The organism is Leisingera sp. M658 (assembly GCF_025144145.1).
In the GTDB taxonomy this organism is placed as follows: domain Bacteria; phylum Pseudomonadota; class Alphaproteobacteria; order Rhodobacterales; family Rhodobacteraceae; genus Leisingera.
The window spans coordinates 3,556,556-3,568,497 of sequence record NZ_CP083546.1 but is presented as its reverse complement, the minus strand read 5'-3'; the positions used below and the strand labels follow the sequence as shown (position 1 = coordinate 3,568,497).

The 11,942-nt window shown below is 64.0% G+C and carries 10 protein-coding genes; 9 read left to right on the top strand and 1 reads right to left on the bottom strand.

Translation table 11 applies throughout. The features are described from left to right. Positions 1-66 precede the first annotated feature (66 nt). From K3724_RS17530 to K3724_RS17495, 8 genes are all read left to right on the top strand, one after another. Positions 67-1,425, top strand: a complete 1,359-nt coding sequence (locus K3724_RS17530; protein WP_259987727.1) for a serine/threonine-protein kinase — start codon at positions 67-69, stop codon at positions 1,423-1,425. 11 nt (positions 1,426-1,436) lie between these two features. Next, positions 1,437-2,786 (top strand): FHA domain-containing protein, encoded by a 1,350-nt coding sequence (locus tag K3724_RS17525; protein ID WP_259987725.1) that lies wholly within the window; start codon positions 1,437-1,439, stop codon positions 2,784-2,786. Next, a complete protein-coding gene (locus tag K3724_RS17520) occupies positions 2,770-3,753 on the top strand; it encodes a PP2C family serine/threonine-protein phosphatase (protein WP_259987723.1) in 984 nt (327 codons plus the stop codon). The genes K3724_RS17525 and K3724_RS17520 overlap by 17 nt, the downstream gene beginning before the upstream one ends. After that, positions 3,750-4,943, top strand: coding sequence for a hypothetical protein (locus tag K3724_RS17515; protein ID WP_259987721.1), 1,194 nt, complete (start codon positions 3,750-3,752; stop codon positions 4,941-4,943). The genes K3724_RS17520 and K3724_RS17515 overlap by 4 nt, the downstream gene beginning before the upstream one ends. Positions 4,944-5,031: 88 nt before the next feature. Beyond that, positions 5,032-7,077: a dynamin family protein gene (locus K3724_RS17510; RefSeq protein ID WP_259987719.1), complete on the top strand. Its 2,046-nt coding sequence runs from the start codon at positions 5,032-5,034 to the stop codon at positions 7,075-7,077. After that, positions 7,074-8,033: a dynamin family protein gene (locus K3724_RS17505; RefSeq protein ID WP_259987717.1), complete on the top strand. Its 960-nt coding sequence runs from the start codon at positions 7,074-7,076 to the stop codon at positions 8,031-8,033. The genes K3724_RS17510 and K3724_RS17505 overlap by 4 nt, the downstream gene beginning before the upstream one ends. Before the next feature lie 65 nt (positions 8,034-8,098). Beyond that, positions 8,099-8,479 carry a hypothetical protein gene (locus K3724_RS17500; protein ID WP_259987715.1) on the top strand — a complete coding sequence of 127 codons (381 nt, stop codon included), beginning with the start codon at positions 8,099-8,101 and terminating at the stop codon, positions 8,477-8,479. Next, on the top strand, positions 8,476-9,273 hold the full coding sequence (locus K3724_RS17495) for a hypothetical protein (protein WP_259987713.1): 798 nt from the start codon (positions 8,476-8,478) through the stop codon (positions 9,271-9,273). Before K3724_RS17500 ends, K3724_RS17495 begins: the two co-directional genes overlap by 4 nt. 26 nt (positions 9,274-9,299) lie before the next feature. On the opposite strand, the gene K3724_RS17490 is transcribed toward K3724_RS17495, so the two are convergent. Further along, positions 9,300-10,430, bottom strand: coding sequence for an MFS transporter (locus K3724_RS17490; RefSeq protein ID WP_311200188.1), 1,131 nt, complete (start codon positions 10,428-10,430; stop codon positions 9,300-9,302). Positions 10,431-10,568: 138 nt separating this feature from the next. Between K3724_RS17490 and K3724_RS17485 the strand changes: the two genes are divergently transcribed. After that, positions 10,569-11,903 carry a PLP-dependent aminotransferase family protein gene (locus tag K3724_RS17485; protein WP_259987708.1) on the top strand — a complete coding sequence of 445 codons (1,335 nt, stop codon included), beginning with the start codon at positions 10,569-10,571 and terminating at the stop codon, positions 11,901-11,903. The last annotated feature ends 39 nt before the right edge of the window (positions 11,904-11,942 follow it).

Genomic DNA, 11,942 nt, shown 5'->3' with positions numbered 1-11,942 from the left:
TTTCAGCGTTGGGGTTCATCCGCCCCGCTCCGGCCAAAGCCCAGGCTGCCACAAGGAATTGACGCTGTGCCTCACGACACATCTTCTGCTGACCCGGCTCTCGCCTGTGAATTGCCCTGCGGCTTCAAGCTGCTGCAAGGTCAGTACCAGATCGAGCAGCCGCTGCTCAGCGGTGGCTTTGGGATCACCTATCTGGCCCGCGACAGTCTGGAACGCCGCGTTGTCATCAAAGAGTGCTTTCCGGCAGGCATTTGCCGCCGCAGTGGCACGGACGTCGAACCCAACACGGAAGAGCACGCCAAATCCTGCCGTAATGTCTTGCGCAATTTTCTGCGCGAGGCGCAACTGCTGGCCCGCGCCCGGCATTCCGGCATCGTCGGCGTGCATCAGGTGTTCAAGGAAAATCAAACCGCCTATATCGCGATGGAATTCGTCGACGGTCTGGACTTGCTGACCGTGCGTGAGGACCAGCCTGAACGGCTGACCGGGCCGCTTCTGCGGCACATTCTCTGCCAGGCGCTGGAAGCGCTCGATTGCCTGCACGGGCAAGGTATATTGCACCGCGATATCTCGCCGGACAACTTCATCCTTGGCAAGGATGGAAGCCTCACGCTGATCGATTTCGGGGCCGCCTGCGGCAGTCTTCCCAATGACGATACCGCGCTGCCGGTGCTGCTGGCGGTCAAGGATGGATACTCCGCGCATGAGCTGTACAAGCCCGAGCTGCCTCAGCGTCCGGCCTGTGACCTCTATGCGCTGGGCGCCACGCTGTATTACCTGATTACCGGCGACGTGCCCGCAAGCAGCCAGCAGCGGCTGAGCGCAGTGATGGCAGGTGACCCGGACCCGTGCAATCCGCTGCTGGGCAGACCGTGGAATGCGGATGCTGCGGTGCTGGCAACTGTGGATATGGCGATGTCCGTACTTCCGGCTGAACGGTTCCAATCGGCGCATGACTGGGCGGGCGCGCTGGCCGAAAACGATTGCGAAACACAGAACGCTGCGGAAATAGACACTCAACTGCCCGGCACGGTTGCGCCAGCGCCTGAAGACAATGCCAACCTGGATGCTGTCATCGCCGAGCTGGTCGCGACGGCCAATGGCGGCCTGACACCTGGGCAACCGCGTTCGGTCAGGCAAAAGCTGACCCAGCCTGCCAGCAAACCCTCCAAGCCGCTTCGCCAGCTGGTGAATATCTTCGGTGAGCCGGTCAGCGACGTGGAAGCCTGGCTGAAGGAACAGGACGCTATCCCCCGGCGGAAGAAAAACGCACCCGCCGTGGAACGGCTGCCCGCCGCCGTATCTGCCGCGGACCTCCCGGCAGATCCGGTTCTGGAACTGCGCCGGGAAAAGCCCGGTTTCGCGGGCCGGCTGCGTAAGATCTTCGGGCGCCAGCGCAGCAACCCGGAAACGGTTAAGAACTGAAGGGAATGAGTATGAAATTCATCAAGGATATCATTGGCGAAAAGCGAGAGAGGGTCCGCCTGGACGGTCATGCGGCGCCAGAAGCAGACCCGGCCCAGGCGCCTGTGCAGGATGCGGTTGCGCCTGACGTCGCCAATACCGGGGCTGCCCGTCCGCCTCTCAGCCTTGACCGCGGTTTCCTGCTGGATACGGCGCCGGAAACTGCTCAGGCGGCATCCCGGGCAGAGACTGCTGCTCCGCTGGCCGGCAAGCCGGCGGAGGACGGCTGGACTTATGACGCAGGGCCTGAAGACGCGCTGGCAGAAGGCGAAGGCTTGCCAGGCTTTGCTGAAGAGCAGCCGCAGGACCCGGCCATCGCGGCCTTTTTCGCCCGCGAGCAAGAAACCGCGGCAGTGCCAGCGGCCGCTGCTGACCCTAGGGATACCGGAACCCTTGCCAGCCTCGCAGGCGCCGCATCAGATGATCCCTTCGCACCTGGCGCCGAAGCGCCTGCGCGCGCTGGCAGGGAGGATAGTTTCCGCAGCCCGGAACTGGCTGAACCAGCAGTCGAAAGCAGCGATTCCTACAGGGTCTTCAAGCGAACCCAGGCCGGCGTGCAGCAGCAAAGCAGCCCGCCAGATGTTGAGGAGACTCCTTCTGCAGCCTTTGCCCCAGCAAATCAGCCTCAGCAACAGCAAGAAACCAGCCCGCGCGCCGTCGAAGCACAGCCTGCCAGTATCCTGGCCGGTCCCACCCAGCCGGCTGCTCCTGCTCCGCAGGCAGCTGCTGTTTCCGCCCCGCAACCGGCGCCCGCAGCTTCGCAACCCGTGGTTTCCATGGACAGCCCGGCAGACGCGTCAATTGATGTGCCGGCACCGTCGATGGGGCGCGGCGCCAGCCGGGCGGGACGGGTCAAGACCCGCCTGCTGGGTTTCAGCCCCGCTCAAGCCGAAGACAGCGATCCCTTTGCCCGCAGCCAGAAAGACACTGCGCCCGGTTACACCCGTTTCCCCGTCGGCTGGCTTGCCATCGTGCAGGGGCCGGGCCGTGGTGCTGCCTTTACTTTGTTCAGCGGCGTCACTGTGATCGGCCGCGGCGCCGACCAGACTGTTAGGCTGGACTTCGGTGACAACAGCATCTCGCGCGACAACCACGCTGCCATCGCCTATGACCCGGAACAAAAGGCTTTCTATGTCGGTCATGGCGGAAAGGCGAACCTGGTGCGCCGCAACAACCGCCCTGTGCTCAGCACCGAAACCCTGTCGGCAGGCGATGTGATCCGCATTGGCGAGACCACCCTGCGCTTTGTGCCGCTGTGCGGCGCCGATTTCGGCTGGGACCAGCCGCAACCCAGCGATACCGACCATGCTGTGCACCGCTGAGTTCGAATATGATGCCGCGACGGCCATCAGCAAGGGCCGCCGCGAGCGCCAGGAGGACGCGCTTGCCGCCGATTTCCTGGCCGGCACCGGCACCGGTTTTGCGGTGCTGGCCGATGGCATGGGCGGCCATGCCGCCGGAGATGTCGCCAGTAAAATTGTGGTCACAGAAGTGTTCAGCGAGCTGAAGCTGCGCACGGACGACCCGGGTGCGCTGGAACAGTCGATCGGCGCAGTGCTGCAGCAGGCTGCCAGCGGCGCCAATGCCTGCCTTGGCGAATACGCCAGCCATCAGCCTCAGGCCCGCGGAATGGGCGCGACGCTGCTGGCTCCGGTGCTGTTCAGCGACCGGCTTTACTGGATCTCGGTCGGTGACTCGCCGCTCTACCTGTTCCGTGACGGCGCGCTGATCCGGCTCAACGCCGATCATTCGATGGCAGCAGAGATCGACAGGCTGGCCGCCCAGGGCCGCATGGACCCGGCTGAGGCCGCCAGCCATCCGGACCGGCATTGCGTGACTTCGGTGCTGACCGGGGCGGACATCCCCCGCATCGACTGCCGCAGCACACCCGTCAGGCTGCAGCATGGCGATATCGTGCTGGCCGCCAGCGACGGGCTGCAATTCCTGGAGGAGGAAGAGATCGCCGCCGTCCTCGCTGCAGAATGCGGCAGTTCCAGCGCCCGTATCGGCGCAGCGCTGATGCGGCAGCTGGAGGTGCTGAATGCCGCCGAACAGGACAATGCCGCGTTCTGCGTGATCAAACCCATTGATCCGCAGGCCGCTCTTCCTGCCCAGGCACAGCCATCAGCGCTGCCGATGGACGCGCCGGTTCTGGACCCGCCGCCGGCTGAACAGCCGCCCGCGCCGCCGCGTCAGCGCAGCGGCCGCCGGGTGATCACCCTCCTGGCTTCGGCGACGTGGGATTCTGCACCCGCCGCCCGCCGCAACAAAACGGATGCATCGGCTTGAGCCTTCTTCAGACAGATATCAGCCCGCTGGCAGGCCGGCTGGAGCACACGCTCAGCACAGGGCAGCTGCCGGCAGAGTTTTCAGGCTGGGGCAGCCAGCTGCTGCGCCGGTTGCGCCAGCCGGTGCAGATCATCGTCACCGGCGTCACCGGTTCCGGCAAGTCGGCGCTGATAGATATGATGCTGGGGCGGGTGGTCATTGGCCGCAACGCGGGCAGCGTCGTCATTGACATTTGCCACGGCGATCAGGAATGCGCGGTTTTTGAAACCGCCAAGGGCGAGCGCCTGCAACAGGCGGGTGTTCTGGCAGACCTTGACATGCCGGCGGGCACCCTGAGGATCCGCCAGTTTCTGCCAGATTTGCGGCTGCGCACCCACAGTTATACGGAACTGCCGCTTGCAGGCCCGCAGGCCCGCCAGCAGAACCTGCTGCAGCAGGCCTCTGGCGCGGCGGATATTATCCTGTGGTGCAGCCAGGCGTTTCCGGACACGGAGCAGGCCCTGTGGGCCGACGTTCCTGACAGCACCAAGGATCACAGCTTCCTGGTGCTGACAATGGCCGACCGGCAGATCATGCGGGGAACCTTGGATGGGTTGATCAAGACGGTGGAACCAGTTGCCGCTGAGGAGTTTTTGGGCGTCTATCCTGTCGCCGCGATCCAGGGGCTGACGGCCCAGGCAGAACCCGCACCGGCACATGATCTTTGGCGCTCCAGCGGCGGCAAACAATTGGCGGACGGCGTGATGCGGCAGGTTGAAACGGGCCGTGCCTCGGATGTGGATCAAGCCGAATTGCTGATCCGCCAGTTTGGCGGTGAAACAGCTGACCCTGCCGGCCGGCAGTCTGCAGTTACTGCTGCGGCCCCGCCGCTGACCGCTGCTGCCGGCCTCAGCAGCGCATTGGACCAGATGCAAGCCCGGGCCGAGGAAATGCTGACAGAGGCCGAAGCCGCAGGCGGCCCCCAGGCCGGTCCGGTACTGGCGCAATGCATGGAGATGATCCGCGGCTTGTCGCAGACATTGGAAGCGATGCCAGGCAGCACAGCAGTGGAGGCCGCCCGCGAAGCAGCCCAGGACGGAGAGGAAATGCTGATGCTCTGCCAACTGGAGCAGGATGAAGACGCGGCCATCGATGCGGTGACGCTGCTGATACAGCTGAAAAAGGAGCTGACCGAAGACATCCCGGGGTGATGACCAACCGCAATTCCCTTGCCGCCGCCGCCTCGCGGTCCGGCAGGGCTGACACACACGCCAAAGCAAGACACAGCAAGGTTCAGCCATGAACATGGAAACTCAGATCGAGAGTGCCACCGACATCCACGCCTCCGCGCGTCCGACCAATCTGAATGCGGGGCTGGAACCGCTCTTGGACTTTGCCCGCAAATCGCAGCGGCTTGAAACCGCTCTGTCTGCTCTGTCCGCAGTTTCGGGGATGCGCGTCCAGCGCAGCCTGTCGCGACTGCAGTCGGAACTCAGCAGTTTTGAACCCAGTGTCACGCTGCTGGGACAGGTGAAGTCGGGCAAGACATCCCTGGTCAATGCGATGGCGGGCTGGGCTGACCTGCTGCCGTCGGATGTGAACCCCTGGACCTCGGTCGTCACCTCCTTGCACCTGACACCGGGGGATGCCCGGATTGAGAACAAGGCCTGTTTCCAGTTCATGACCGAGGCGGAATGGGACCGGCTGCTGACCAAGGGCGGGCGCATCGGTGAAATGGCGGGCCGTGCCGGCGCCAGCAGCGAACTGCAAAAAATCCGTACCCAGATCGAAGAGATGCGGGAACGCTCGCGCCAGCGGTTGGGCCGTAAATTCGAACTGCTGATGGGGCAGAAACATGAATACGGCTATTTCGACAAGAACCTGATCGAACGCTACATTTGCCTGGGCGATGACTTTGACGAGGAGGAGGGCGGCGTCGGCGAACAGGGGCGCTTTGCCGATATCACCCGCGCGGCCGATCTGTACCTGAATTGCCAAAGCGTGCCCCACCGCCTGTGCCTGCGCGACACGCCCGGCGTCAACGACACCTTCATGATGCGCGAGCAGATCACCATCCAGGCAATCCGTGACAGCCGCCTTTGCGTGGTGGTGCTGTCTGCCGGCCAGGCGCTGACCTCGGTCGACATGGGGCTGATCCGGATGCTCTCCAACCTCAAATCGCGTGAGGTGGTGATCTTCGTCAACCGCATCGACGAACTCGCCGCCCCCGCCATCCAGATCCCCGAGATCGAGGCCAGCGTCCGCCAGACACTGGACAGTCATCACGGGCCCGAGGACGCAACCGTCCTCTTTGGCAGTGCCTATTGGGCCAACAAGGTGCTGACCGGAGGGTTGGAGGACATGGATAAGGCAAGTTCCGCCGCGCTGCTCAATTGGGCCGAAGCCTCGGTCAACAGTTCCCATGCGGATCTGTCGGCCCAGAACATGGTTTGGGAGCTGTCCGGGCTGCCTGCACTGAACCGGGTGGTGGCTGATCGGATCGTGACCGACCTCGGCGCACCGCTGCTGGCCCGCGTTGCCGGGTCTGCCGTGACCGCTGCCACCGGCCAGCAGGCGGCAGATGCGGTCAGGGTGCAGGGCGAGGGCGGCGCGCAGGCCGGTCTCCACGACACCCGCGCCGCGTTTGAGAATATCTGCAAATCCCATCTGGACGCACTGGAGGCCGAGACCGCGCAAATCCTCGACGCCTTCCGCGACCGCGCCGACCGGGCCCATGCCACCTTTACCGACCGCGCCACCCACGCGCTGATCGAGCACCTGGAGAAATGGGGCGAGGACTGCCACTGGGAATATGATCCCGCCGGGCTGCGGATGCTGTTGCGCTCGGCCTATTCGGTGATGACCAGCCGCCTGCAGGCTGCCGCCCAGGCCCGCTACAAGGCCGCGGTGCAGGACGTCGCGGAGCTGCTGTATGACGGTTTCGGCGCAGCGGTCGAGGGTATTCAGCTGTCAATTCCCGAGGTGCCCCCGGCCAGCTCTCCGATTGCGCTGGGGCAGGCCATAGCATTGGATTTCAATGACAGCTGGTGGGCTGCCTGGTGGCGCCGCACCCGCGGTTATCAGGCTTTTGCCAAACGTTTCCGCAGTCTGATCGCGGGCGAGACCGAAGATTTCATGACCCAGCTTAAATTCGTGCAGACAGCAGATGCGGGCACCGCTGTCCTTGCCAGGCTGCAGGGCTTTTTCGACGACCAGCGCGACATCCTGATGGAAATCGCAGACCACAGCCGCTGCGGCGATGATATTCAGGGGCTGATTGCCGATGACAGCCGCCGGACACAGGCCAACGACGCCTTGCAAACGCTCAGGAGCTTCACCGAATGACACAGGAATCCGCCATGCACACTCCCGTCTTCCCGGCTGCTGTACCACAGCGCAAGCCGCGCCTGGCACTGATGGGCGAGTTCAGCGCCGGCAAAAGCACTCTCACCAACCTGCTTGTGGGGCGACAGCCGCTGCCGACCCGCGTGACCGCCACCCGGTTGCCGCCGGTCTGGATATCGCACGGGCCTGAGGCGGCCAGCATCACCGCCACCGACGGCAGCAAAACACCGCTGCGGCCCGAGGACCTTGCCAATGTGCCGATGGACACCACGGCGCTGATCCGCCTGACCCTCCCGGCAGAGGCGCTGGAGCTGTGCGATCTCATTGATATGCCGGGCATTTCGGATCCCAACATGCCGTCCAGTGTCTGGCAAAACCTGCTGCCCGAAGTTGACGGTGTGATCTGGTGCACCCATGCCACCCAGGCCTGGCGTCAGTCCGAAGCCGCCGTATGGGAGGAGATTTCACACCGGTTTGAAGGCCCGAGTACATTGCTGATCACGCATTTCGACAAGCTGCGGAACAGCCGTGATCAGGACCGTGTGGTCCGGCGTGTCAGGAAGGAAACCGGCGTTGCCTTCGGCGCAATCTTTCCGCTGTCGCTAAGTCAGGCGCTGGCCGCGGGTGAGGACATGGAAGTTTGGAAGACCAGCGGCGCTGACAGTTTCATTGAGTATCTGGTGGATATGCTTGTGACTTGGGCGCAGCCAAACCGCGTTGCGCCTGCACAATCCAATCCTGCGGCTTCTGCACAAAATCCGCAAACGGAGCAGCCTTTAGGGGCTGACGTGCTGGACTTTGGCGGCAGGCGCGAGAGCGGTGAACAGCCGCAATTGCAAGAAAGCCCTGCCTGCGCGGATGCCGACGGCCGTGTGACACCGCGCCGGGTCACCCCGGTCAAGCGCAGCAAGCGGCCTGCCCGGTCCCGGCCCGAAACCCATCCAACTGGTGAGTAACGCATGATATCCAAACGTCCCGAAGCAGAATGCACAGCGGCCCTTGCCGGTAACAGGGGTATCCTGTGACGCTTTCCCTGCAGCTTGATGCGCTGCGTCAGACCGCCAAGGGCTGCCGTTTGGCCGCCTTTGGTGATCTCGGCGCCAGCATTGTTCTGCGCAGCAGCAGTGCCGCCAGCCATCCGCAGGAGTATCTTGACGGCCTCTGCCAGCAGGCCCGGCTGGGGTTCTTGCTGCTTGATGCCGCTGTGGCAGCCGGAGATCCGCAATCCGCAGCGGCAGCCGATGATGTCCTGATTCTGACCCCGGGCGAAGCACGTGTTTTCATCCGCGCCGCAGATGGATCGGGTGACGCGGTGCTGTGTGTCTGCTCAGATGCGGCAAGCGCCGGGCGGCTTGCTGCCCCGGCGCGGAGCCTGCTGGCAGCAATGGCCGGGGGGGCATGATGGCAGACGCGGCTGCTCATCTCTTGCCGCAGCCGGCCGGGGCAGGTGGCGCGCTGCAGCAGGCGTTGAACCGGCTGGCTGAAACACCAGCCGCAATCCGTGCACGCGTGCAGCAGGCTGCTGCCGGGCAGGAACCGCTCGCCGTTGCTGTGCTGCGCGAAATCAGCGAAACCGTATTGCCCCGGGAACTGACCATTTGTGTCGGCCAGCAGTCTGCCGCTGTGCTCACCATTGCGCAACGCAGGCTGACGGGGCTGACCCTGTGCCGCTCCGCAGATCCCGCGGACGGGGCAGAGGATCCGGATGCAGCCGCCCGGATCTTTGCCGCGCGGCTGCGCACTCTGGACGCCGTTGCCAATGGCGCAGGCTTCACAATCAAACGCCGTCCTTGCAAGGCCACCGAAGGCGCGGGCAGCTGTACCGCCAAGATGCTGAGCGACGCTATGGGCGCAACCGGGAACAGCAGCCCGCTGGACCGGTTCCACGCTCGTGCTACCCCTCAGGCAGAGGCTTGGATGTCATGCGGGCGGGGTGGAAATCTGTCCGGCAGCGGCGGGCCGGAGGAACTGCTTTGCCAGTTGGACGCAGTCCGCACCGTCCTCGCGGCCCAGGGCGCCTTTCCGTCCGCGGCCCGAATGCCTGCGCCCAAGCTGGAATGCCTGCTGCTGCCGGTCTCACCTCAGAGATGCATCATCGTGGTTTCGGTTTGCGGCGAACAGCTGCTTTTGACCCTGCGTGCCGACGCGGCAGATGCGGTGCTGCGTATGTGGACGGAAATTTTTCCCGGCTCTTGATCTGTGCTTGCGGAAATCCGCCCGGATCAAACAATGCCCAAGCCCTGTTCCGTTCTTGACCGGGCCGGATGCAAGCTTTTCCTCCAGAACAGGACGATGACCCCTGTAACGGATATTTGCGCGGCAGCAAAAAGGGCCATTGCGGCCAGCAGTCCAAAGGTGTCGGCCAGTGCTCCGCTGGCAATGACCGGCAGCGAAAACCCGCAGTAGGCATAGACAAACAGGCCCGCCGTTGCCCGCGCCCTGTCGTCAGGTGCGCGCAGTGACACCTCCGCCAGGGAGGCAAGATAGGTAAAGCCATAGCTTGCCGCGCTGGTGATGCAGGTTCCGGCAAGGACCAGCACCAGTGATGTCAGCCAGACACCGGCCAGGAGCACGAGAAAGCCCAGCGGGATCAGCACAAACCCGAGTGCCAGTGCCCGGGCGTTGGACATGCTCCGGGCGACGGGCTGGCAGAGAAACCCTGCGAAGATCGCCAGAAAGATGACAAGCCCGGTCCAGCCGCCAAGCCCATTGGCGGCCAATTGCAACGGCACCACGGCAATGGTCATGCCGGTTGTCGACCAGGCCAGCGCCATTGCCGCACCGAACACCCAGGTGCCGGACGGAAAGACCGGCAGCCGCAGCGGTGTGACGGGTTTCGGACTGTCCGCCTTGGGCAGGGCCAATGCGGCTGCGGCCAGAACCGGCGCAGCTGCAAGAAGTGCCGCGTAGCTGTATGGCAGGAATGTCGGCCCTTGCAGGCCAAGGCTAAGCCCGGTTGCCAAAGCGCCGCCGCCGAAACCAAGCGATGTTGCCGATGTCACAATCAAGGCCGCAGTGCGTTCCCGGTCGGCGCCCAGGATTTCGGCCATATACGCCGTGCCCGCAGTGGTCGCCAGCCCGGTCCCGATACCCAGCAAGATCCGCGCCGTGACCAGGCTTGCCCAGTTTGGGAACTGTACCAGCACCGCTGTCGCAACCGCGCCAAGGACCAGGGCCAGAGCAAGAGGGATACGCCGCCCGGTCCGGTCCGACAGCCCGCCAAGCAGCAGCAGCGTCGGCATCAGCCCGCCGGCATAAGCGGCGAAGGCAATTGTAACTGCGGTGGCGCCGGCCTCGTTCTGGGCGGCATAGGCATCATACAGCGGCGCCTGAAGATTCACGGCAAATGTCACAGTAAACAGTATTGCGGCAAGCAAAGCAGCTGACAGAAATCGGAGCATTGGGCGGACCTCACAGGTTGACTTGCCTCCGCAATGCCATGACGGTCCGGCGTATGACAATTTTTCTATTGTACTAATGACGGTGGGCATATGAGCAAATCCAGATACATCCGCCTGGCCGACATGCTCGCCAACGCAATCCGCGAGGGCAAACTCGCACCGGGCTCCAGACTGCCGCCGCACCGGGCCTTTGCGGAGAAATCCGGCGTCGCGCTGGCAACCGCAACGCGGGTTTATAAGGAACTGGAGCGCAGGGGGCTTGTCTGCGGCGAAGCCGGGCGCGGCACCTTTGTGCGCGATCCTGGCCTGCCCATGACACTGGGGGTGCATCAAACAGCGGCTGAGGGGATCGCGGATCTGGTTTTCAATATGCCAGGCGGACCCGCGGACGCAGACATTTTGCGGGCCGGATTGCGGCGGCTTGCGGCGGCCGGCGATCTGGATGCGATGCTGCGCTATCAGCCCCACGGCGGCCGCATGCACGAACGCCGGATCATCGCCGAAAGCCTCGGACGGTCTTTGGGCCGGATTGACCCCGAGCACTTGCTGGTCACCTCAGGCAGCCAGCACGGGCTGGCGATCACTTGTTTGGGGCTGTTTCAGCCCGGCGATGTGATCGCTGCTGATGCGCTTACATATCCAGGGTTCAAATCCGCTGCCGCCTTGAACGGTCTGGAACTTGCCCCGGTCGGGACACAGAACGGTGTCATGAACCCGGATGATCTGGACCGCCAATGCCGCATGCGGAACATAACTGCTGTCTATCTGATGCCAACGGTCCAAAGCCCGCTGGGAACCGTCATGGATGAAACCACACGTCTGCGCTTGCTTGACGTGGCCCAGCAGCACAGCCTTCTTATCATCGAGGACGCGGCCTATGCGTTTTTGGAACCGGATCCGCCGCCCGCTTTCCTGTCGCTGGCACCCGGCCGGACGGTGCATATCGGCGGTTTCTCCAAAAGCCTCGCAACGGGTTTGCGGCTGGGATATGCGGTCCCGCCCGCTGACCGCACCGCGGCTTTGCTGGAAGCGATCCGCGCGACGACCTGGAACACGCCCGCGTTGATCACTGCGTTGGTCACGGGATGGATCGAAGACGGGACACTGAAAAAATCCGAGGAAACCCGCAGGCAGGATGGCGCCGCGCGCCAATCGCTGTGCCGGGAGGTCTTTGGCGAGACTTCGGTCATTTCGCATCGCAACGCGGGCTTTGCCTGGCTGCCGCTTGAAAAAGGCGCACGTGCGCAACCCATCGTGACGCGTTTGAAAGATCAGGGCATCTCGGTGTCCGGCGCGGAGGCTTTTGCAACAGCTGCCGCAGCTCCGCAGGCCCTGAGATTGGCGTTTGGCGGCTTGCCGATGGCAGAGCTGCGCGGCACGCTGGAGACAGTGCGCCAAGCGGTCCAGGCTGCGACGGCAGGGTAGGGGCGGGCAGCCAAAAAGCGGCCCCCCGGTCATGTATTT

Excerpts from the sequence above, each read along its gene's own strand:
- K3724_RS17525 (WP_259987725.1), top strand. The coding sequence starts at position 1,437 with ATGAAATTCATCAAGGATATCATTGGCGAAAAGCGAGAGAGGGTCCGC.
- K3724_RS17520 (WP_259987723.1), top strand. The coding sequence starts at position 2,770 with ATGCTGTGCACCGCTGAGTTCGAATATGATGCCGCGACGGCCATCAGC.
- K3724_RS17510 (WP_259987719.1), top strand. The coding sequence starts at position 5,032 with ATGAACATGGAAACTCAGATCGAGAGTGCCACCGACATCCACGCCTCC.
- K3724_RS17505 (WP_259987717.1), top strand. The coding sequence starts at position 7,074 with ATGACACAGGAATCCGCCATGCACACTCCCGTCTTCCCGGCTGCTGTA.
- K3724_RS17495 (WP_259987713.1), top strand. The coding sequence starts at position 8,476 with ATGATGGCAGACGCGGCTGCTCATCTCTTGCCGCAGCCGGCCGGGGCA.
- K3724_RS17485 (WP_259987708.1), top strand. The coding sequence starts at position 10,569 with ATGAGCAAATCCAGATACATCCGCCTGGCCGACATGCTCGCCAACGCA.